The 21,786-nt window shown below is 60.0% G+C and carries 17 protein-coding genes and 1 pseudogene; 4 read left to right on the plus strand and 14 right to left on the minus strand.

The features are described 5' to 3' along the window. Positions 1–34 precede the first annotated feature (34 nt). Positions 35–736 carry an alpha/beta hydrolase gene (locus tag HB376_RS08240; RefSeq protein ID WP_213762921.1) on the minus strand — a complete coding sequence of 234 codons (702 nt, stop codon included), beginning with the start codon at positions 734–736 and terminating at the stop codon, positions 35–37. Positions 737–905: 169 nt separating this feature from the next. Here HB376_RS08240 and HB376_RS08245 point away from each other — a divergent pair, with 169 nt between their 5' ends. The 4 genes from HB376_RS08245 to HB376_RS08260 all read left to right on the plus strand — a co-directional run bounded on the left by HB376_RS08245 (position 906) and on the right by HB376_RS08260 (position 5,164). Further along, positions 906–1,538, plus strand: coding sequence for an ABATE domain-containing protein (locus tag HB376_RS08245; RefSeq protein WP_255631226.1), 633 nt, complete (start codon positions 906–908; stop codon positions 1,536–1,538). Between the two features lie 470 nt (positions 1,539–2,008). Continuing rightward, a complete protein-coding gene (locus HB376_RS08250; protein WP_213762922.1) occupies positions 2,009–2,422 on the plus strand; it encodes a hypothetical protein in 414 nt (137 codons plus the stop codon). A 263-nt stretch (positions 2,423–2,685) separates the two neighbouring features. Next, positions 2,686–3,978 (plus strand): MFS transporter, encoded by a 1,293-nt coding sequence (locus HB376_RS08255; protein WP_213762923.1) that lies wholly within the window; start codon positions 2,686–2,688, stop codon positions 3,976–3,978. 262 nt (positions 3,979–4,240) lie between these two features. Next, positions 4,241–5,164 carry a LysR family transcriptional regulator gene (locus HB376_RS08260; protein WP_213762924.1) on the plus strand — a complete coding sequence of 308 codons (924 nt, stop codon included), beginning with the start codon at positions 4,241–4,243 and terminating at the stop codon, positions 5,162–5,164. A 1,313-nt stretch (positions 5,165–6,477) separates the two neighbouring features. Here HB376_RS08260 and HB376_RS08265 read toward each other — a convergent pair. The 13 genes and pseudogenes from HB376_RS08265 to HB376_RS08325 form a co-directional block, all read right to left on the minus strand. After that, positions 6,478–6,711 (minus strand): annotated as a pseudogene (locus HB376_RS08265) (ATP-binding protein); the annotation flags it as partial. 33 nt (positions 6,712–6,744) lie between these two features. After that, entirely contained in the window at positions 6,745–8,247 is a 1,503-nt protein-coding gene (gene fliD, locus HB376_RS08270; protein WP_213762925.1) for a flagellar filament capping protein FliD, read from the minus strand. Positions 8,248–8,938: 691 nt separating this feature from the next. Beyond that, positions 8,939–9,889 (minus strand): 3-hydroxyacyl-CoA dehydrogenase, encoded by a 951-nt coding sequence (locus tag HB376_RS08275; RefSeq protein WP_213762927.1) that lies wholly within the window; start codon positions 9,887–9,889, stop codon positions 8,939–8,941. Between the two features lie 189 nt (positions 9,890–10,078). Beyond that, positions 10,079–10,729: a GntR family transcriptional regulator gene (locus tag HB376_RS08280; RefSeq protein WP_213763067.1), complete on the minus strand. Its 651-nt coding sequence runs from the start codon at positions 10,727–10,729 to the stop codon at positions 10,079–10,081. Between the two features lie 366 nt (positions 10,730–11,095). After that, a complete protein-coding gene (locus HB376_RS08285) occupies positions 11,096–11,440 on the minus strand; it encodes a hypothetical protein (protein ID WP_346730459.1) in 345 nt (114 codons plus the stop codon). Positions 11,441–11,510: 70 nt separating this feature from the next. Then, a complete protein-coding gene (locus HB376_RS08290) occupies positions 11,511–11,927 on the minus strand; it encodes a universal stress protein (RefSeq protein WP_213762929.1) in 417 nt (138 codons plus the stop codon). A 94-nt stretch (positions 11,928–12,021) separates the two neighbouring features. Further along, complete coding sequence (locus HB376_RS08295) at positions 12,022–12,627, minus strand: lytic transglycosylase domain-containing protein (protein ID WP_255631227.1); 606 nt, start codon at positions 12,625–12,627, stop codon at positions 12,022–12,024. Positions 12,628–12,853: 226 nt separating this feature from the next. After that, positions 12,854–13,552, minus strand: a complete 699-nt coding sequence (kdpE, locus tag HB376_RS08300) for a two-component system response regulator KdpE (RefSeq protein WP_213762931.1) — start codon at positions 13,550–13,552, stop codon at positions 12,854–12,856. After that, complete coding sequence (locus tag HB376_RS08305; RefSeq protein WP_213762933.1) at positions 13,549–16,341, minus strand: sensor histidine kinase KdpD; 2,793 nt, start codon at positions 16,339–16,341, stop codon at positions 13,549–13,551. The genes kdpE and HB376_RS08305 overlap by 4 nt, the downstream gene beginning before the upstream one ends. Further along, the gene (gene kdpC / locus HB376_RS08310) at positions 16,341–16,922 is read right to left on the minus strand and encodes a potassium-transporting ATPase subunit KdpC (RefSeq protein ID WP_213762935.1); all 582 of its coding nucleotides are present in this window, start codon (positions 16,920–16,922) and stop codon (positions 16,341–16,343) included. Before kdpC ends, HB376_RS08305 begins: the two co-directional genes overlap by 1 nt. A gap of 86 nt (positions 16,923–17,008) precedes the next feature. Then, a complete protein-coding gene (gene kdpB / locus HB376_RS08315; RefSeq protein ID WP_255631241.1) occupies positions 17,009–19,066 on the minus strand; it encodes a potassium-transporting ATPase subunit KdpB in 2,058 nt (685 codons plus the stop codon). 120 nt (positions 19,067–19,186) lie between these two features. Continuing rightward, complete coding sequence (gene kdpA / locus HB376_RS08320) at positions 19,187–20,995, minus strand: potassium-transporting ATPase subunit KdpA (RefSeq protein ID WP_213762944.1); 1,809 nt, start codon at positions 20,993–20,995, stop codon at positions 19,187–19,189. Further along, positions 20,992–21,087 (minus strand): potassium-transporting ATPase subunit F, encoded by a 96-nt coding sequence (locus tag HB376_RS08325; protein WP_035566418.1) that lies wholly within the window; start codon positions 21,085–21,087, stop codon positions 20,992–20,994. The genes kdpA and HB376_RS08325 overlap by 4 nt, the downstream gene beginning before the upstream one ends. Positions 21,088–21,786: the final 699 nt, after the last annotated feature.

Raw genomic sequence — 21,786 nt, forward strand, 5'->3', positions numbered from 1 at the left:
GAACCCTGCGGCAGGCGCGAAGCTCTCGGGTCTGTCAGACGTGCGCTTCACGAACTTCACGCACGGCCTGAAGAATCAGGTCAACAACGAGACCTGGCGCCGTGACACTCGGTGTGTGGTCAACCGGGTGCGCGCTCACCCGCGCGTTCATACGCTCGGCCATGAAGCGCTGAGTCTCGGCGACGATCATGTGATCCTCCTCGGCCAGCAGATACCAGCTCGGCACATCCTTCCAAAGCGGACGTCCTACGGGAACGCTGATACATGCCGGCGCGATCGGGCGCTGAACGGCGGCCAATACCGCCAATTCTTGCGCCGATGCGTTTTGGGCAAAGGCCGCGGCAAACGCCTCCTGGGGCAACCAGATCAAGCCATGGCTATCAGGACCGAGCTTTGGCGCTGCGGGGTGCGGCTCGTTTCGATAGAACACATCGGCTACCGTTTCTCCCTCGGCGGGGCCAAGCGCGGCGATGTAGACCAGCGCCTTGATCCTGGGGTTGCGTGCGGCACCAATGACCGCGCCGGCGTAGGCGTGACCCGCCAGCACAACAGGCCCTTCAATCCGTTCCAGGGTTCGATCAAGCGCCGCAACGTCATCGTCCAACGTCGTTAACGGCACAGGGACAGTAACCGCACTAACCCCGTTTTCCTGGAGTCCATTTATCACTTTGCTCCAGCTAGAGCCGTCGGCCCAGGCTCCGGGTACGAGCACTACTTTCACATCGCTTTCAGGCATTTTCGTCTCCCATGTTCAGAGGTAAATCTACGCGAAGGCGGACTCCGTCGCAGCGAGTTCACCCTCAATTCGAGTAACCTTCTTAATGCACCTGAGAAGGTTATTCTATGATGTGGTAACCTGTCAACCAACTTTTAGAAGGTTATTTTCATCCACCTTGAGGTAGCCAATGCCCCAACAATTTCCCGCGATGTTCATAGCCGATTCGGCTGGCCTGGACTTTTTGAATTCGGTGGCCACGCCCGTCGACGTCCCGATCGACTGGATCGACGACGGCGAGGGCCTGCTGGCCTGGCTCGAGCAGTCGCAACTGGTACCCGTGGAAGTGCTACGCACGATGCGCGAGCGCGCCATGCCGGGCGAGCTCGATCGCCTGGCGGACCAGGCGCGCAGTCTGCGTGAGTGGTTCAGGCTATTCGTCCGTGAGCACAAAGGCCGTCCGCTTGGGTCTGCGGATCTGCGTGAGCTGGAGCCTTTGAACCTGCTGCTCGCGCGTGATGAAGCCTTTGGGGAAATCGTCGCTCACGAAGCTCACGAAGAGGAGACGGTGGGTTCGCTCACGTTTGAACGTTCACGGCGTTGGAGTTCGCCGGAGTCCCTGCTTCTGCCGATAGGGGAAATCCTGGCGAAGCTTGTTTGCGAGGAGGACTTCACGCACGTGAAGGCGTGCGAGGGTCCGACCTGCACATTGATGTTCGCCGATCACACCCGCGGACACGCGCGGCGCTGGTGCAGCATGGCGGCTTGCGGTAACAGGGCAAAGCAAGCGGCGCACCGGAATCGGATCAAGGAACAAAGTTGAAACTGTCTGCTGAGATTTCAGCGCGGTTTCGACATGGTTGATGTGACGGTCCCCGCTATTCCATGGTTTCCGGGGTTTCCGTAGTTCTCAACCTTCAGCCTGGACGGTTCAGCGAGCAATGGAACGGAACACCCGATCCCGTCTATCGATCATTTTTCTTCGGAGTCTGGACGAGTTGCCCAGAACACTCGAGGTTGGACATCCAGGAAACGCTACGGGCGATCCGGGCATCGGTGACGTGCCTTGCAATGTGTCTCGTCCCAGGAATCGCTGCATGGGCGAGCGGATCGCAGTTCGTGTCGCTTTACCAATAGCGGCGCAGCAAGCGGCGAAGGCGAATGATCGCAAGGTTTTGAGGGGTGCGAGGTATTTGTAAAGCGGAGAGACTATAAATCAACTGTCCATTCTCAGAACTCGCGTGACAAGCCTCGCAGGCAAGATTTAACGGTCGGCACGGCGGCATTGCCAGTATGCCGATCTCCAACGAAAACGCCGGTGGCGCACGTCTGAAGTTCTCTCGCGGGCTCTCTTGTTCACATTGGTTTGTGAAGCAGGGATCGCTTCGTGACCGTCTTTGGAATCCGGCGACAAGGGAGATGGAAATGAAACGTTTAATGACTGTGACCTGCGCTGCATTTTCTTTGACAGCTTTCGCGCACGCCCAGAGCCCTGACGACTACGAAGAGGGAATCGCGGCAGGACAGTTGGGCACTGCGTTGTATAACCTGGCGAATCCCGATAGGCCGCTGCCGATGCCCGCGGCCGACGTATCGCAAGATTCCAAAGCTTTGCAACGAGCAGCCTCGACACCAAATTCAGCAGGGCCCGGCATCAACCCGGTTGCAGACGCTGATCGGAAAAAGATTAAGCCCTACGCGCAATGATTACCTCATGAAGGTGGGGGTTCCCGCGTGCCCGGTAAATATCACAGGGCACGCAGCCAGACGCTCAAGTACCAGGGCCGCGCTACTCCAACTGTGGTTCGCCGAAAACCTGCCGGGTAGTCGCGATACCGGTATAGACAGCGGACTGGCTGCGCCATCGCTCACGCCGTACGATCCGGGTTGAAGCTCGCTCGCTTCCTCACTTCGCGCCAGACGGTTGCTCCCCGAAAACACTCAACCGCCGCGCTGACCCGGACAGAATGATGGACAAACAAACGGCAAGCGCACGTTACAACAATCATCCGGAAGCGGAGGAGGAGTTCACCCACTGGCGGCGCAATCTCATCGTCTGCGTATTTGGATCATTCACGACCATCGTGGCCATGACGCTCATGTTGCCGTTCTTGCCACTTTACGTGGAGCAACTAGGCGTCAAGGATCACGCCGCGATAGTCCAGTGGTCCGGCGTCGCTTACGGTGCAACGTTTTTCACCGCCGCACTAACCGCGCCGCTTTGGGGACGGCTTGCCGATCTCTACGGCCGCAAGCCGATGCTGATCCGCGCCAGCCTCGGCATGGCCATCATCATGTCCTTGATGGGGATGGCCCATAACGTCTGGCAACTCGTTGGCCTCAGGCTTCTCGCAGGCTTGCTCGGCGGCTTTGCATCAGGTTCCACCGTGCTGGTCGCCACCCAGACACCGAAAGACCGATGCGGCTGGGCACTCGGTGTCCTGTCTTCCGGCATCATGGCCGGCAATCTGGTCGGCCCGATTATTGGTGGATCACTGCCGCCGCTGATCGGAATACGGTCGACCTTTCTTGCCTCGGGCGCCCTTATTTTCATTACGTTTCTGGCGACCGTATTCTTCGTCAAGAACGAGCGTCACCCGGGCTTGAACAAGAAGGGGAAACGGCGCGGGAGCTGGGGTGAAATTGGAGACAAGCGGCCGACTGTCGCCATGCTGGTGACCGGCATGCTCCTGATGCTGGCAAACATGTCGATCGAGCCGATTATCACGGTCTACGTGGCGCAAATAGTCGATGTCCATCAGGTCACGTTTGTCGCGGGACTGGTGATGTCGGCGGCGGCATTGGGCAGCATTCTCTCGGCCTCGTACCTGGGCAAGCTCGCCGATCGCATAGGGCATTGGAACGTCATTATCGGCTGCCTCGCGGTGGCGGGCATCCTGCTGATCCCGCAAGCGTTTGTCACGCGGGGCTGGCAATTGGTGATTCTGCGATTCCTGATGGGTCTGGCGCTTGGCGGACTGCTGCCTTGCGTTGCCAGCGTGATCCGGCACAACGTACCGGCGTCGGTTGCAGGCAATATGCTCGGTTACTCGACGTCTGCCCAATATACCGGGCAGGTTGTCGGACCGCTTGCCGGCGGTTTCGTCGGAGGACATTTCGGCATGCGGGAAGTGTTTTTCGGCACCTCGGCGTTGATGATCGCGGGCGCGGTTTATAACTGGATTCTCAGGGCAACCGTTGTCGACAAAGCCCCTGACTCATCGCTAAGCGGTGCGGTCGAGCAAGCCGCCAAGGACCGCTGATCACAGCGCTGATTAGCCTGGCAGCCTCGGTCAACGAGTGTCCTGCGCTTCAGATCTCGAATCCACTGCGCGCCCAGAAGCGGTTCCATGCCGGCAAACGCCTTGTTTGCCGGTTAGCTCATGCCCCGTGCCACAATCATGGCCAGCGCGCTTGTGAAACGCGTGTGCCTGACCTATTCCAACGCAACCTTCCGTGCCCGTCCTTCGGAGAAATTCGGACGTATCGGCGATATCGCTCGATCTTTAACCGTTTGAGGTCTGCATGGAGCTGCGACAACTCCGCTATTTCATTGCGGTAGCCGAAGAAATGAACATCACGCGCGCGGCCGATCGTCTGCACATGACACAGCCGCCGCTTAGCCGGCAGATCCAGCAGATAGAAGAAAGTGTCGGGTTGCCGCTGTTCGAACGCGGTTCGCGGCCTTTGCGCCTGACCGAAGCGGGGCGCGTTTTCTACGCGCAGGCAAAGCGCCTGATCGATGAAAGCGACGAGCTCGTCCCGCTCACACGCAGGCTTGCGCAACTGGCGGAACGCATTGTGATCGGCTTCGTGCCGTCTACTCTTTACGGTGCGCTGCCGCAGGTTATCCGCGCATTTCGCGAGGCCGCTCCGCAGATCGAATTGTCGCTGATCGAGATGTTCACGCTCGAACAACTCGGCGCATTAAAGGGCGGACGAATTGATGTCGGCTTTGGACGACTGCGTTTCGACGATGTGCAACTGACGCGCGAAGTACTCGTCGAGGAACGGATGATTGCCGCGCTGCCGGAAGATCATCCGTTAGCGGATGCTTCTGTGGAGTTGACGCTGGAGGATATGGCGCGCGAGACGCTGATTGTGTATCCGAGTTCGCCGCGTCCGAGTTATGCGGACCAGCAGTTATCGGCACTGCGCGATCATGCGCTTGAACCTGCCGCCGTACACGAAGTGCGGGAGTTGCAGACAGCGCTTGGGCTCGTTGCGGCGCGAGTGGGTGTGTCGCTTGTGCCGGAGAGCGTTGATGGTTTGAGGGTGCATGGCGTCGTCTACCGGCACCTGCCCGAACCAGGTCCCACGTCACCGATCATCATGAGCCGCCGGCTTCAGGACGAAGGGCAAACCACGGCCCTCTTCTGTTCCATTGCGCGTGATTTGTTCCGTCGTGATAGACTTTTTCGCGTTGCTGATCGAAGCGATGTTCGCTAGTGACTAGTGCGTCTGGCATGACCGGCACGTTAAAAAAAAGTCCCACCCGGGCGGGATGGGACTTAAGCACGACGAGGATCACCTTCGTCGCGGGACACACCCTCGGAAGGGTGATGCTAGTGTGTCTGCATTCGCGCCGAAAGGAAATAATGTCGGGGTTGATCTGACAACATTTAACGATCTGGGGGTGGAGTTTGGTCGCTAGGGGATGGGGGTCGGGGTCTATGCTGGGGTGGTCGGTTCTGGGTTAGCGGTCGGGGATGGTGCTGGGTTGGTCGGTTCTGGGGTTAGCGGTCGGGGTCAATGCCGGGTTGCTGCTTGCGGCCTTAGCGGTCTGCGAGAGTTGGATTTTCTCTTTATCACTGTTAGCCACTGTGCGTGGCGGCACGTCATTTCTTTGTCCAAAGCGACAAAGAAACGAAGCAAAGAAAACGCTTTCAACCACGCTACCCTAAGTGTCCACAGCGTGCAGTTTCTATTCATAGGTGCCCCAAAAGCACGGTGCTCGCCAGAGCGAAGGATGTTTGAAACCCTCCTTCTCCGAACACCGATACCCACACGCTTCGCCACCAGTGATTGAACCTGCCCAAGGGGCACCCCGCGCTATCCGCGGACGACCAACCACCAAATGTGCACGCGCCTCGAACCACGTAGCCAACCCTGCTGGAAACGAGGCCGCGAAGATGCGGGCGGCCGTAACCGACGAAAATAGCTGTACAGAACGCGCAGCCAATTCACAAAAACTGAAGCAGTGACCACAAACACGCATCAAGCCGTGGCGAATGGATACAGTCGCACAGACCAGATAGCTAATCTGTCAAAAAACGCAGCCGTAAATATCTGTAAGGCCGTGCGGGTTCCTTAGCAATTGTGCTTGCCCGAGAGCGTACGGGGCGAAGCGTGTTCGTGTCAGGATTCGCGAGAAGGAGGGGTTCAAACATCCGTGGTTCTGGCGAGCACCGTGCTTTTGGGGCACCTATGAATCAAAACTGCACGCTGTGGACACTTAGGGTAGCGTGGTTTAAAAGCGTTTTCTTTGCTTCGTTTCTTTGTCGCTTTGGACAAAGAAATGACGTGCCGCCACGCACAGTGGCTAATAGTGATAAAGAGAAAATCCAACTCTCGCAGACCGCTAACACTGAAAGCACCAACCCGGCATTGACCCCGACCGCTAACCCAGAACCGACCACCCCGACCACTAACCCGGAACCCAACACCCCGAGACCCACCCCTAAGCCCATGCAAGCGCCCCACCGCTCGCGCAAATACCCGTAGAGAGCCTCCATTTGCCGATATCCGACTAACTTGGCCCGACCAAGCCCAAACCTGCCGGCGTGGCGGCCGCGGCTACCGTCCAGCCGATGAAACGACTCGAAGATACGTGTCCGCTCCGCAACCGGAATACCGGAGCCCTCGTCGTCCACGATCAGCACGAGCGCGCCCGCCGGCCCCAAACATGCGCTCAGCGAAATGGTGCGCTGCGCGTAGCGGGTGCTGTTGCGAATCAGGTTCAACAAGGCCCTTGCAACCAGCTCTTCGCCGCACAACGAACCGCCACTCATCGCGCGGCGCGTTCCTCGTCAACCCTTGTTTCCGGCCAGTGCGCCCGCGCTGTTGGCCCCGCCGAACAATGCGGTCAGATAGTTCGCATTGCTGCTCATCTGCGCCATCAGCGTGTTGAGTGCAGTGAACTGCGCGTTGTAGCTGTTCGTCAGTTGCGCGGCGAATGCGTCCAGCTTCGTGCCCTGGACCTTGATATTCTCGAGGTCCTTGTTGAGCGACGTTGTCCTGGTATCGAGCAGGCCATCTTTCTTGAGAAAGGTCGTGAGGGTCTTGTTCATCTCCGCACCGAGACCGGAGGTCGAATTGAACAACGCGTTGACCGTGCCGGGTTTGTTGGTCAGCGCGGCGTTCAGCGCGGTTTCGTCGATCTTCAACGTGCCGTCCTGTTGCAGCACGATACCGATAGACCCCAGGTTCGCCATTCCCTTGGTCTCGCCCCCTGCCGTCGGAACGCCCTTGCTGATCACGGTTGCAAGCGCATTCTTGACCGTGTTCATCATCGAGTCGCCGAGCAATGGTCCGCCTTGCGAGCCCTTGGGTTGCGACTTGTCGAAAGAAGTCAGCGACGCAGCCATGTTGACGAAGTTGTTATACGCCGTGACGAAGGCCTTGATCGAGGTCTGCTGGGCGGTCGGGTCGGAGGTGACGCTCAGCGTCTGGGTCGTGCCCACGGACTCGGAGGTCAGGTTGATCGACAGCCCCGCAATCGCCGATGTCACGCTGTTGCTCGGGCTGCTGACCTCCGTGCCGGCCACCGTCAGCAACGCGTCCTTGCCAGCCGCGGTTTGCTTCCAGTTCTCCGATGTCCCGATAGTCGTGTACGGCGCCACGGTCTTGGTCGGGTCCGAGGGGTCGACAGTCGAGGTGGACGAGCTGACGTTGAGCTTCGATAACCCGGTGTTGTCGCCCGAGCCAGCCGGCGTGACCTCCACCGAGATACCGTTCGCCACGCCCGTGGTGGACGAGTGCAGCACGAGATGCGCGCCGTCCGTACCGGTGATCACCGTCGCGCTCACGCCGGGATTGCCGGAGGCTGAATTGATCGCGGCTGCAATGCCGCTCAGCGTGTTATTCGACGAATCGATCTTGATCGAAACGTCCTTGCCGCCCACCGAGAGTTTCAGCGTGCCGGTACCGAGCGTGTCCTTGGCGCCGAACGCGCCCGAAGTGATACTTTGCGATGTCGCGATGTTGGTGACCTGGATCGCATAGCTGCCCGTCGTGGCGCCCTTGCCGGCAGTAGCGGTCAGGCCCTTGCCGTCGGCCTTGGCCGTGACAGCGGACAACGCGGTGCCGTCGGACAGCGACCCCAGTGAGCTCTGCAGCAGCGACAGGACCGATTTCAACGAACCGACAGCCGTCAGGAGGGAAGTGCTGGTCTTCTGTTTGGCCGAGTTGGTCGCATTCAATCCGGCAACCCGTGCGTTGACGATAGCTTCGACAAGCGCCGGAACGTCGGTATTCTTGCCCGTCGAGCCGTTGATTAGAGATTGTCCCGCGGACTTGATTGCGTCAGACATAAATAGTGGAACTCCCTTGTTAAACCCCGGGTTGGACTGATCAACAGCCAGCCTTCACACGCGATGGCACTTTTGTGACACGAGCCGGGAAAAAGCCGTTCAAGTCGCTGGTAACCGGCTTTGAATTGCGGCTCTGATTTGCTCATTCGCGTGTTGTGTCGCCGCGCGGCATGAGCGGCAGCGCATGCAAGCCAATGCTACGATTAATTATCTATAGATTACGGTAAGCCGACTAAATACTTTAGGGAAGTTTTCAGTTTTGTCGGAAAATTTCCGAATTCCGTGGCTTGAGGGAGCGCCGAATCGGAACGGATTCAAAAGGGATAAGGGGAAGCCGCGCGCCTAGCCACCTTCATGCTGGCGACCGCATCGCGGCATCTCGCCCTGTTTCAGCCGGCGAGAAGACATTCAAAAGCGTGCGACGGATGTTCCTGGAGCGCGCGTTCAAGCACTCGACAGCACCTGCATCGAGCGTCTTTTCTACTCCAGGGAACGGATCATCATCGCGCCGTCGGCTCTTCCGCCAAGGCGTCCGCATGTCGCTGCCGTCGGCGCGGCAACGGCCGATCTCGGCGGCGGTGCTATCGATCCAGTAGGGGCGCTGCTCCTTCACATCCCGCAGCGGTCCCTCGCCAAGATGATTGCTGGCATCGACGATCAGTCAGGCTTCGATCGTGGCTGTCTACCGTTATCAGCTCTTGTCGTCATCGGACTTCAATGTTGCGCGGCGATGCGCCAGCAAGGCCATCAGCCGCCGGTCACGCCAGCGGCTACGGCTTTCTATTTCGTCGCGTGGCAACACGTCGCGGCGTTCGGCATCGAGTCTCGCGATGCTGTCAGGCGACCAGTCGAACGGCACGCTGTCCTTTGCAAAGGCGCGGTACATCGCGCCATAACGCGCGGCATAATCCGCCACGCCGCCGGGCGCGTTCAGGTCGATGGTTTCAAATGGCCCCATGAACGACCACCGCAGCCCGAGGCCGTCGCGCATCACCGTGTCGAGATCGGCGGCGCTTGCGTAGCCTCGTGCGTAGAGGCTCAATGCTTCGTCCAGAAGCACGCCTTGCAAGCGGTTCAGTAGAAAACCCGGGATCTCGCGCGCAACGGTCACGGGCTCCTGGCCCGCCTCCTCGTAGAGCGCACGCGCACGGGCCAATGTGTCCGGCGACGTCCACGGCGCTCCGCATAGCTCGACCAGCGGCACGAGCGAAGGCGAATTCACGGGGTGCGCCACAAGGCATCGCGCGCGGCCCTCCAGTGCTTCGGTGAACGTCGAGGCAGGCAGGCCGGAGGTCGAACTGGCCAGCAGCGTGTCGGGGCGCGTCAGCCTGTCCAGTTCGGCAAACAATGTGCGCTTGACCTCCACGATCTCCGCAATGTTCTCCTGCACCAGATCGACATCGCTCACCGCGTCCGCGAGCTGCTCATATGCTGTAACACGCGACACGATCCGCTCTTCCGGCTCGTCGACGAGTCCGTACTTGCCGAGGTCCGAGACACTGCTGCGGATAGACGGAATCGCACCGTCGAGCATCGCGCGGTCGGCGTCGTGAAGCCTCACCTCGAAACCCGCACGCGCGAACACGATCGCCCACGCACGGCCTATCCGTCCCGATCCAATCACTGCAACGCGTCTGCTCATGGTGTAGTTCCATCGACGATCAAGCTTTTTTATCGCGCAACGTAATCACGGCAGGCGGTACAACCAGCACGCGCAACCCCGCGGGCGGTTCAACATCTGTAGAACCGTCGTGCTTGTCTACCTCGTTTTTTGGGGGGCAGCTCACAGGCTCGGCACAGCTCGGGTCACCGCTCAACTCACAGGCCCAAGTCAACCTGAGGCCCTGGCCGCTTCCCTGCTCTGCAGGCGCTCCTGCAAGTCCGCAGCGGCGCCGCCGATGTCCTCCTCTATGCCCGCCCGCGCGCCTTCTCCGTCGCCCTTCCAGAGGGCATCGACGATCTTGCGGTGCGCCGTCATTGACAACCGCATATGCGGGATGTCCGGTGCCACGAGATTCAGGAACGGGCCAATACGCATCCAGAGATTCTGGATGGTCGCGAGCGTCAGGTCGCTCGCGCCATGCGTATAGATTGCTATATGGAATTCGAAATTGCTGCGCAGGTACGCGGATACATCACCGGCTTCCACGTGGGCATTCATGGTGTCGAACACCGCTTGCAGCGCGTTCAAATGGTCCCTGGTCATCCGCGATGCCGCCCGCTTCGCCACGCAGCCTTCAAGGGCTATCCGCACGTCGCGCAGCTCTTCGAGCAGGTCGAGCGTCATGGGCGGCACCATCAACGCGCGACCCGGTCCATCGATCAACGCGCCTTCGGCTTGCAGCCGCGTGAGCGCGGCGCGCACCGGCATGGTCGATGAACCGACGGCTTCGGCTACCCCGCGCAAGCTCAGCGCCTGACCGGGTGCAAAACGTCCCGTCATGATCGCCTCGCGCAACTGCGCGTAGACGCGGCCCGCCATGGTCTCGCGCGCCACCAGTTCAAGCGGCAGCGCGTCCGCGCTTGCTTCTCGTGTTGTCAATTAAACAGCTCCTTACGATATATGTGACCTGTGATCACATAGTAGCAAGAAGTTTGGTGCCCTTGCCGCTCTTAGTCAACCTTCAAGTTCTAAGGGAAAACGCGGCTGCCGGGTTGTCCGGGCGAACGATCCGGCAAGCGCATCGGCGCATGACCGGTGCTTTCGCCGTGGCGCCGAAAGAGGATCGAGGACCGGTTTGCGAGGACGACCCATATGCGGCGGTCGGCATCCAGGAGTGGTCGTCGCGTGCAAGCCGATAAGCGGTGAAGCGTTCACGCTCTGGGCGGGTGCAGTCAAGCAAATCGCTTAAAGTCCCACCGCGGCCGGATTCATTTCGATGTGCAAAACGACCAGCCACATCTTCGGACAATCGGGCGCTATCTTGAGCGCCGGGTTGGTCTTGTCCACGGGCGTGATACAGCCCTTCTCGCGCGCCAGCAAATACGCGCGCCGTGCGTCTGACTGCAGCCATATGCTCACGAGACCGCACGTCAGGAAACTGAACATGGTTGTGATAAGACCCGGCGCGCCCGGATCAAGCTGCTGAACCGCATACGCGAATGCCGTGGTCAGAACCTGGTTCGCCACGATAGCGACACACACCACCTTCGCCATGCCCCTGATCCTCATGGCCGTATGAAGCTTTAACACGATTGTGTACTCTTGACTGAACGCTGGTGAATGTTAGTTCGTTGATCGCCGTGCTTATCGTCGTGCTCACTTAGTGAACCATCGTCACCGGTGTTTGCATGCTGCGCCACAACTTGTTCATCACCCACCAGCGGGTAAGAAAGCCCAGGTGACTGGCATCGACCAGGACAATGTCCGAGCGTTTTTCAGCCGCGCACGCTGCAATGGTTCCAGCCACGGACCCAAATACACGTGACCAGTGATACGGAACCCCCGCGTCGTCCAGAATGGCGCGTGTCTGGCTGAGCGCGCTCAGCATCGCGCGCTTTTCCTGCAAGCGCAGCGCACCACGGGAATGAAACGCACTGGCGCGCCCCTGGTCCGGAAGTTCAAGCACCTCCATCAACTCGACCTCGGACACGCAGTGCTCGGCGAAAAGGAATGCAGCATGCCGTGCGGCCTGAAGCGCGCCGTCCTTGTTTATCACCGGTATCAGTACCCGTAACATAAGCGTCCCCGTTTCAGCTATGACTACAACTTGATTACAGCAGGTCCGGTGTTAAACGCGAGCAGAGTTTCGAGCCTGCGGCGTAAAAATTGTGTCAAGGCGACCTTACAAGCGCATCCTTGGCTGCATCGTCCGGTGGCGCGTGCAGGCTGGCCGAGAACTGCCTCATGCGAAAAGCCACGCGTTGGGCGTATCCCTTACCGCCGCCGCTGTATCGTTTGAGGGCGACGCCCAAGTCGCCGCCCGATGCATCGAGATACTCGCGCAGGATTGAAGATCCTATCCGCACGTTCTCGCCGGGCTCGGTCAAGTCGTTGCCCGATGCAAATACCTGCGGATGAGCAGCCGGAAGAATCTGCATCAGCCCTTGCGCGCCGGCAACGCTGACCGCCTGCCGGTCGAACCCTGACTCGGTTGCAATGACCGCGAGCAATAGCACAGGTGACATTGCATATTCGTTTGCCGCGCTGATGACCGCACGCGCAATCAGCGTGGCCTCCTGCCGGGCCACCCGGAACTGCCGCCATAACACCGCCGCTACATTTGCAACCTGCGGCGATTCGCCGGATGAGGATTCAATACTTGCCGATATCTTCCCGTCAGGCACTGACCGGTCATTGGTTACATCCGTTGCATCGGCTGCGTATGCCGCGCTTGCGGCCATGAACGAAAACGCGCAGAGGGCAAGTTTCGCACGCAACTGTCGCCTTGATTCTTTTGACTGCTTCTCATGCATCACGGCCCCTTCTCGTTTGCGTTCGGGAAGGCTACGCTGCCCGACGTATCGATCGGGATAAAAGCTGACCATGCCGTATCAAGAACCCGTCAAGACGTGAGCGTTCAGCATCGAATTTCGCCAGCGCACCATCAGACTCGCATGGGAACGCCGCTAAACAACACATCAAACCAATGCATCAAACCAATGCCTACTGCGCACCCACCAGCCGGTAACCCACCCCAGTCTCCGTCACGATATGAACCGGCTGCGCCGGATCAAGCTCCAGCTTGTGGCGAAGGTGTCCCATATAGACACGCAGATAGTGCTGGTTCTCCACATACGCGGGTCCCCATACTTCGCGCAGCAATTGCTGATGCGTGATGACTCGCCCGGCCTGGCGTACCAGCGTAGTCAGCAGTCTGTATTCGATCGGCGTGAGGTGAATCAGCTCACCATCACGCGTGACACGCCTTTCAGACAGATCCACCGATACCGGCCCAAACCGGACCTGCGGTGTCTCCTGCTGCCCGCCGCGGTTACGCCGTCTTAGCTGCGCACGGATTCGCGCGAGCAACTCCGACACACCAAATGGCTTCGTCAGATAGTCGTCCGCTCCCGCATCCAGCGCTGCAACCTTGGCGTCTTCGTGCGTGCGTGCCGAGAGCACGATCAACGGTTGTTCGGTCCAGGTACGCAGTTCGCGAATCACGTCGATACCGTCGGTGTCCGGCAAGCCAAGGTCAATGACAATGAGATCAGGCAGCCGAAAGGCGGCTTCGCGCAAACCCTGCTGTCCCGTTTCAGCTTCGAACACGGTCATGCCCTGCGCTTCAAGCGTACTCCTTACGAAACGGCGGATCTGCTTGTCGTCTTCTATGACGACGATGGTCAACGTAGGCTCGCTCATGGAGTATCCGTATGCACGGCCGCGTCCGGCCCGTCGCCATCTTCCTCAGGAAGCACCTCGAAGGGTGGCGCCTGATCGGCCGGCAACGTGAACCAGAACCTTGCGCCCAACACCTTCCCTTCACCATCCACCCTGTTCTCAGCGCCGATCTTCCCTCCATGCGCCTCCACGATCGCCCGGCAGATTGCCAGGCCCAGACCAATCCCCGGCATGGCGGATTCCTTCTCTCCGCGCGTGAATTTATCGAAGAGCGTTTGTTGTATGCCCGGCGGCAGGCCCGGGCCGTTATCGTCGACGCAAACCTTCACGAAACGCTCGCCCGAATGCTGTTCGGCCGCTGCGTGGATGGACAGCGATGAATCGCGCGGCGTGTATTTCGCCGCATTTTCAAACAGGTTCGCGAGCAGCCGTTCCATCAAAACCGCGTCCAGTTGTATCAATGGAAGGTCGGCCGGAACGCGAACCTGTACGGCGTGCCCGGCGAGCGTACGGCGGCATACCGCCAGCGCCGCGCCAACCACCTCTTCCAGCATCAGCCACTGCCGGTTCAGACGGATGCTGCCCGCCTGGAGCCGGGCCATGTCGAGCAGATTCGTCACCAGCCCGCTCATGCGCAGTGCTTCCTCGTGGATTGCGTGAACCAGCTCGCGCGCAGTGTCGGCCGAGCCGTTGTGAATGCGCTGCTGCTCCTCCAGCACCGAAGCGAATCCGACGATCGAAGTCAGCGGCGTGCGCAAATCGTGTGAGATGGCCGACAGCAGCGAGTTGCGCATGCGCTCCGACTCCATGTTGACCAACGCATCCTGCGCGATCTCGACGTAGTGGACACGTTCGAGCGCGAGCGCGATCTGGGAAGCGAACGTGTCGATCATGCGTTGCTGTTCAGGGACCGCAAGCTCGGCTGCATGAGCGGTGATAAGTGCGAGGACACCGCGTGTACGCATGGGCGCTTTCAGCGGCAGGTAGAGCGCGTTGCTGGCCGGCAGCGTGTCCGTTCCGCGTCCCGCAGGTTTTTGTTGGTCATAAACCCATTGGCCGATGTCAAGGTCGAGATCGGCGGCATCGAGTGTGAACTGCGGATTGGGATCGTCGACTTTCTGGCGGATTTTTTCCGTACTGTCGGGCAGCAGAATGGCGACCTTGGCCTGGAAGATTTCGCCTACGTGGCGCGTTCCAATTTCGATGATCTGTTCGGTCATCAACGCGCCGCCCAGTTCCCGCGTCATCGCGTACATGGCGCCCGTGCGCCGCTCGCGCAACGAGGCTACCCGCGCCTGACGCCGAAGATTCGAAGTCAGATGGCTGATCGTGAGCGAGGTCAGCAGCATCACGAAGAAAGTCAGCAGGTATTGCGTATCTGAAACGGAAAAGGAAAGTTGTGGCGGAACAAAGAAGAAATCAAACGCCGCGACGCTCACGAACGAAAGCAGTACGCCAGGGCCTCGTCCGAGCCGGACTGCGGCAAAGACAACGCCGAGCAAATACAACATCACGAGGTTCGTGAGGTCGATATGACGCGACAGCAGGCTCGCCAGCGCCGTGATCGCGACGCCGATTGCAGCCGCATAAAAATAGGCGTTCGGCGAAGAACGGGCTTCGTTGCGGACAGTGGCGAACACCGGGATGCTTGCATCGCGCTCGCGGCCTTCCTTGGCCGCTTTCACGCCCACCAGCGTCACATCGATATCGTGCGCATGGTGCACCAGTGCTTCGGCAACGGGTCGATCAAGCAGACGCCTCCAGCCAGGCGCGTCAGACGCCCCCGCCACGATCTTGGACACGTTGCGCATGCGTGCGTATGCGACCAGCGTGGCGGCCGCGTCGGCACCGTCAAGGGTCACTGTCTCGGCGCCCAGCTCGGAGGCCAGCTTGAGCGCATCCAGCGTGCGTTTTCGCCATGCGTCAGGCAAGCGCTGCAGCTTGGGTGTTTCAACATAAACCGCGAGCCAATCCGCCTTGAGGCTCGCGGCAAGACGCGCGGCCGAGCGAACCAGCGTGGCGCTTTCAGGCCCCGGCCCGATGCAAGCGATAAGTCGCTCACGCGCCTGCCAGATCCGGCTAATGGACTGATCGGCACGATACTCTCGCATCTGCGCGTCCACGCGGTCGGCCGTTCGACGCAGCGCCAGTTCACGCAATGCAATCAGGTTGCCTTTGCGGAAAAAATTCTTGACCGCGTTTGCCGCTTGCTGCGCCATATAAACTTTTCCGTCCCTCAAGCGGTCCAGCAACTCTTCGGCTGGCAGGTCCACGAGCGTGACTTCATCGGCGAGATCGAACACGCGGTCAGGCACGGTTTCCCATACCCGGATACCCGTGATCTGCCCGACGATATCGTTCAGGCTCTCAAGATGCTGGACGTTGACGGTGGTGTACACGTCGATACCGGCGTCGAGCAATTCGTACACGTCCTGCCACCGTTTAAGGTGACGGGCGCCCTGCACGTTCGAATGCGCGAGTTCGTCGACGAGAATCAGTTGCGGCTTGCGTGCAAGCGCTGCGTCGAGGTCGAATTCGGGCAGCTTCCGGCCACGGTATTCGTACAGCGTCAGCGGCACGGCATCCAGCCCCTCCACCAGCGCAAGCGTCTCCTTGCGGCCATGTGTTTCGACAATGCCGACAACCGTATCGAACCCTTCCTCACGGCGACGATGCCCGGCTTGCAACATGGCATAGGTCTTCCCCACACCAGCCGATGCGCCGAAGAAAATCTTCAGCCTGCCACGCTGCTTTTTCTCTTCGTCGCGCTGGATCTTGTCGAGCAGCTCGTCGGGGTCGGGACGGTCCATCAGCTTGCGGGCTTCATTTCGTCAAGCGCCAGGTTCAGCTTCAGCACGTTCACGCGTGCCTCGCCAAGAATGCCGAACTGACGGCCGCTGGTTGCGCGTTGAACCAGTGCATCGACGTCGTTGTGTGACAGCTTGCGTGCCTTTGCTACACGGTCGATTTGATAAGCGGCGGCGGCCGGGCTGATCTCGGGATCGAGACCACTGCCTGACGATGTAACGAGGTCAACCGGTACCGGCGCCGTGTTTGTCGGGTCCGCGTCGTGCAAGGCGCTGATGCGTCCTTTCACTTCATCGGCGAGCGCCGGGTTCGTCGGGCCGAGGTTCGAAGCACTTGAGCCTTGCGGGTTGTAGGGGTTCGGCGAGGTTGCCGACAGGCGGCCCCAGAAATAGCCGGGTGCATCGAATTGCTGGCCCAGCAGTTCCGAGCCGACCAGCTTGCCGTTCTTCTCGATCAGGCTACCGTTTGCCTGGCTCGGAAAGGCTGCATGCGAGACTGCGGTGACCACGATCGGATACACCAGCCCGGTCACAACGGTCAATGCCGCGAACAACACGAGCACAGGACGAAGGATATTTTTCATGATGATTCAATCCAGTTAGATTGCAATGAGACCGAAGGTGGCAGCGGCCGGGTATGCGGCAAGCAGACCCAGCCGCCGTCTATCGGTCAGGCCCAGCCACACGCCGTCAGAATCATGTCGATGATCTTGATGAACGGGAACGGCAGCAAGATCCCGCCAAGGCCATACACCAGCAAATTGCGGCGCAGCAATGCCGCAGCACCGAGCGGCCGATACTTCACGCCCTTCAGCGCCAGCGGGATCAGGAACACGATAATCAACGCGTTGAAGATCACGGCGGACAAGATGGCAGACGACGGCGACGTCAGATGCATGATGTCGAGCACACGCAATTGCGGGTACGTCGATGCAAACGCAGCCGGGATAATGGCGAAGTACTTGGCCACGTCGTTCGCAATCGAGAACGTCGTCAGCGAGCCACGCGTCATCAGCATCTGCTTGCCGATCTCGACAATCTCGATCAGCTTGGTCGGATTCGAATCGAGGTCGACCATGTTGCCGGCTTCCTTCGCCGCCTGCGTGCCGGTGTTCATGGCCACGGCCACATCGGCCTGCGCCAGCGCCGGTGCATCGTTGGTGCCGTCGCCGGTCATCGCAACCAGCCGTCCTTCCGCCTGATAACCACGGATGGTCGCCAGCTTCGCCTCAGGCGTAGCTTCCGCGAGGAAGTCGTCAACACCCGCTTCAGCCGCAATCGCCGCAGCGGTCAGGCGGTTATCACCCGTCACCATCACGGTCTTGATACCCATCTTGCGCAGCTCGGCAAAGCGCTCCTTGATGCCACCCTTGACGATGTCCTTCAGCTCGATCACACCCAGGACACGCGCACCTTCTTCGCGCCGGTCGGCGACGACCAGCGGCGTGCTGCCGCGACGCGCGATTTCATCGACCGCATTCGATACTTCCTGCGGATAACGGCCGCCATGACGTTCAACGTAGGACTTGACCGCGTCGGCCGCACCCTTGCGAATCTCACGATCGGGCAAGTCGACGCCGCTCATGCGCGTCTGTGCGGTGAAGCCCAGGAAGGTCGCATGGAGCGTCGCCATCTCGCGTTGGCGAATGTTGAAGCGCTGCTTGGCGAGCACGACGATACTGCGCCCTTCCGGCGTTTCGTCGGCCAGCGACGAAAGCTGGGCAGCGTCGGCCAGTTCCTGCTCCGAGAGACCCGGTGCCGGCACGAAGCTGGATGCCTGACGGTTGCCCAGCGTGATCGTGCCGGTCTTGTCGAGCAACAGCACGTCGACGTCACCCGCTGCTTCCACTGCACGGCCGGAAGTCGCAATCACGTTCGCCTGCATCATCCGGCTCATACCCGCCACACCGATAGCAGACAACAGTCCGCCGATGGTGGTCGGGATCAGGCAGACCAGCAAGGCGGCCAGCGCGGTGATCGTCACCACATGACCGGCCTTCACTGCGCTGACCGAGAACATCGAGAACGGCAGCAGCGTGGCAGTCGCGAACAACAGCACCAGGCTCAGTGCCACGAGCAAGATGGTCAACGCGATTTCGTTAGGCGTTTTTTGACGCTTGGCGCCTTCCACCATCGCGATCATGCGGTCGAGAAACGCCTCGCCCGGGTTGACCGTCACGCGCACCACGATCCAGTCCGACAGCACACGGGTACCGCCCGTCACCGCGGTAAAGTCGCCACCTGATTCGCGGATAACCGGTGCGGATTCGCCCGTGATCGCGGACTCGTCAACTGAAGCCACGCCGTCGATTACCTCGCCGTCCGCCGGGATAACGTCACCCGTTTCGATCAGCACGATATCGCCCTTGCGCAGCTCCGTTGCGGTTGTAATGCGCAACGCCGACTTCGGATTCGCCGACTCCAGCTTCTTCGCCATCACGTCGCGCTTTGCGCTGCGCAGCGACGCCGCCTGCGCTTTCGAGCGGCCTTCGGCCAATGCTTCGGCGAAGTTCGCGAACAGCACGGTGAACCACAGCCACAGCGAAACGGCGAGAATAAATCCTGCCGGTGCTTCAGCCTGCCCCGAGAGGGCCGCGACCCACAACACCGTGGTCAGGATACTGCCGATGTACACGCAGAACATCACCGGGTTCCGTAACTGGTGACGCGGACCGAGTTTCCTGAACGAGTCCGCGATCGCCGGCACGACGATGGCGGGGTCGAACATCGAACGGGCTGCCGAGCGTGAATGGCCACCCGACTCCGGAGTTTTCTCCGGTGCCTTGTTCGGCGTTTTCACTGGCGGTTTGACAATTGTGTTCATACTTTCCTCTGTATCAGTGACCGCTTATTTGCCCGAGAGCATCATCAGATGCTCGACCACGGGACCCAGCGCGAGCGCGGGTACGTACGTCAGTGCACCAACCAGCACCACAGTGCCGAGCAGCAACACGACGAACAGCGGACCGTGTGTCGGCAAGCTGCCTGCGGTCGTCGCAATACGCTTTTTAGCGGCAAGCGCACCGGCAATGGCCAGCACCGGGATGATCGAACCGAAGCGGCCGAACCACATGGCAATGCCGGTCGTGATGTTGTAGAACGGCGTGCTTACCGTGAGGCCCGCGAAGGCGCTGCCGTTGTTGTTGGCAGCAGAGCTATAGGCGTAAAGAATCTCGGAGAAGCCGTGCGGCCCGGGGTTCGATATGCCCGCTGTGCCCGCCGCCGTCAGCACGCCAATCGACGCACCAAGCAGCACCAGGAACGGCGTCAGCAACACGACGATCGCGACCATCTTCATCTCGTACGACTCGATCTTCTTACCGATGTATTCAGGTGTGCGACCGATCATCAGACCGGCGACGAACACCGCGAGCATGGCGAAGACAAGCATCCCGTATAAGCCGGACCCCACGCCGCCGAAGATCACTTCACCGAGCTGAATCAACAGGAGCGGTACGAAGCCGCCCATTGGCGTCAGCGAGTCATGCGCGTTGTTCACGGCACCGCACGATGCAGCCGTGGTGGCGACCGTGAAGATGCCCGACTGCGCAATACCAAAGCGTGTTTCCTTGCCCTCGGTGTTACCGCCTGACTGCATCGCGGATGCGCTTTGGTCCACATGCAGCGACGTGAATAGCGGATTGCCGGCCTGCTCGAATGAGATCTCACCCCAGCACGCAATGGTGAACGCGATGGTCATCGCAGCGAGGATTGCGTAGCCCTGCCGCTTGTCGCCCACCATGCGTCCGAACACCACGCACAGCGCCGCCGGAATGACGAGCATCGCGATCATCTGGACGAAGTTGGAGAACGGTGTCGGGTTTTCGTACGGATGGGCGGAGTTGGCGTTAAAGAACCCACCGCCATTCGTGCCGAGCATCTTGATCGCTTCTTGCGAGGCAACCGGGCCCATCGCAATCGTCTGCTTGTCGGCCTTGTTGTCCACCATCACCGGATTGCCCTTGGCATCCTTGACCGGGTTCCCCTGTGCGTCCGCCTTCGGCGTCTGGTAAGTCGTCACTTGAAGCGTGGCGACATCCTGGTACGACTCGAAGTTCTGGATCGCGCCCTGGCTCACGAACACCAGCGCGATGACGGTCGCCAGAGGCGCGAGGATGTACAGCGTGATACGCGTCAGGTCGACCCAGAAGTTGCCGATGGTCGCGGCCGTATGACGTGCGAAGCCCCGAATCAGCGCGACGACGACGGCAATGCCGGTCGCGGCCGAGAAGAAGTTCTGCACGGTCAGGCCGACCATCTGCGAGAGATAACTTGCGGTCGATTCAGGCGTGTAGTCTTGCCAGTTCGTGTTGGTCACGAAGCTGACAGCCGTGTTGAACGCGGCGTCCGGGGTCATGGGACCGAAGGCCTGCGGGTTGGACGGCAGCCACTGTTGCAAGCGCAGGAAACCGAACACGACGAGCACGCCGAGTGCGTTGAACGCAAGCGCGGCGAATGCGTAGTGCTTCCACGACATTTCGGACTTGTCGTCGACGCCCGCAAGCTTGTAAAGCAGCGCTTCGACTGGACGGCCGATGCGTCGGACAACGACTGACGAGCCATCGAGCACGGAGGTCATATATCGACCGAGCGGAATCGCGAGCGCGATCAGCACGACGATATAAAGGCCTGTTTGAAATACGGTATTGGCGTTCATTCCAGATCCTCCGCACGCAATAGTGCGTACACGAGGTACACGAACAAGAGCAGAGTCGAAGCACCTGCCAGCAACAGCATCCAGGTGGTCATGGGCGACCTCCCGGGGCGCGACGCAATTTGTCGCAGCCAATGGCAAGAGCCGCGCCCACTGCCCAGAAGGCGATGATGCCGGCGATATATATCAGGTCCATTATTTTGATCTCCCGTAGCGGATTAGGACGTGCTGAAGGTTAGTTGATCGCGCGTAAACAGCCGGAAAAGAGAACTGGCGGGGATATAAAGAAAGTGTAAAGACGGGGGAGTCAGGCGGGGGGATTGAGAGGTCAGGTTTTTGAGGTAGTGGTCGGGGTTGGCGCTGGGGTTGGCGCTGGGGTTGGCGCTGGGGTTGGCGCTGGGGTTGGCGCTGGGGTGGTCGGTTCTGGGGTCAGCGGTCGGGGTCAGTGCCGGGTTGGTGCTTTCAGTGTTAGTGGTCTGCGAGAGTCGGATTTTCTCTTTATCACTGTTAGCCACTGTGCGTGGCGGCACGTCATTTCTTTGTCCAAAGCGACAAAGAAACGAAGCAAAGAAAACGCTTTAACCGCTCTACCCTAAGTGTCCACAGCGTGCAGTTTCTATTCATAGGTGCCCCAAAAGCACGGTGCTCGCCAGAGCCACGGATGTGTGAAACCCTCCTTCTCGCGAATCCTGACACGAACACGCTTCGCCCCGTACGCTCTCGGGCAAGCACCATTGCTAAGGAACCCGCACTGCCTTACGGGTATTTACGGCTGCGGCTTTTTGACGGCTTAG

Source organism: Caballeronia sp. dw_19 (assembly GCF_018449515.1).
Lineage (GTDB): Bacteria > Pseudomonadota > Gammaproteobacteria > Burkholderiales > Burkholderiaceae > Caballeronia.

Bases quoted from the DNA above. Each gene is read 5' to 3' on its own strand.
- HB376_RS08240 (WP_213762921.1), bottom strand. From the start codon at position 736: ATGCCTGAAAGCGATGTGAAAGTAGTGCTCGTACCCGGAGCCTGGGCC.
- HB376_RS08245 (WP_255631226.1), top strand. From the start codon at position 906: ATGCCCCAACAATTTCCCGCGATGTTCATAGCCGATTCGGCTGGCCTG.
- HB376_RS08250 (WP_213762922.1), top strand. From the start codon at position 2,009: ATGCCGATCTCCAACGAAAACGCCGGTGGCGCACGTCTGAAGTTCTCT.
- HB376_RS08255 (WP_213762923.1), top strand. From the start codon at position 2,686: ATGGACAAACAAACGGCAAGCGCACGTTACAACAATCATCCGGAAGCG.
- HB376_RS08260 (WP_213762924.1), top strand. From the start codon at position 4,241: ATGGAGCTGCGACAACTCCGCTATTTCATTGCGGTAGCCGAAGAAATG.
- fliD (WP_213762925.1), bottom strand. From the start codon at position 8,247: ATGTCTGACGCAATCAAGTCCGCGGGACAATCTCTAATCAACGGCTCG.
- HB376_RS08275 (WP_213762927.1), bottom strand. From the start codon at position 9,889: ATGAGCAGACGCGTTGCAGTGATTGGATCGGGACGGATAGGCCGTGCG.
- HB376_RS08280 (WP_213763067.1), bottom strand. From the start codon at position 10,729: ATGGCGGGCCGCGTCTACGCGCAGTTGCGCGAGGCGATCATGACGGGA.
- HB376_RS08290 (WP_213762929.1), bottom strand. From the start codon at position 11,927: ATGTTACGGGTACTGATACCGGTGATAAACAAGGACGGCGCGCTTCAG.
- kdpE (WP_213762931.1), bottom strand. From the start codon at position 13,552: ATGAGCGAGCCTACGTTGACCATCGTCGTCATAGAAGACGACAAGCAG.
- HB376_RS08305 (WP_213762933.1), bottom strand. From the start codon at position 16,341: ATGGACCGTCCCGACCCCGACGAGCTGCTCGACAAGATCCAGCGCGAC.
- kdpC (WP_213762935.1), bottom strand. From the start codon at position 16,922: ATGAAAAATATCCTTCGTCCTGTGCTCGTGTTGTTCGCGGCATTGACC.
- kdpB (WP_255631241.1), bottom strand. From the start codon at position 19,066: ATGTTCGACCCCGCCATCGTCGTGCCGGCGATCGCGGACTCGTTCAGG.
- kdpA (WP_213762944.1), bottom strand. From the start codon at position 20,995: ATGAACGCCAATACCGTATTTCAAACAGGCCTTTATATCGTCGTGCTG.
- HB376_RS08325 (WP_035566418.1), bottom strand. From the start codon at position 21,087: ATGACCACCTGGATGCTGTTGCTGGCAGGTGCTTCGACTCTGCTCTTG.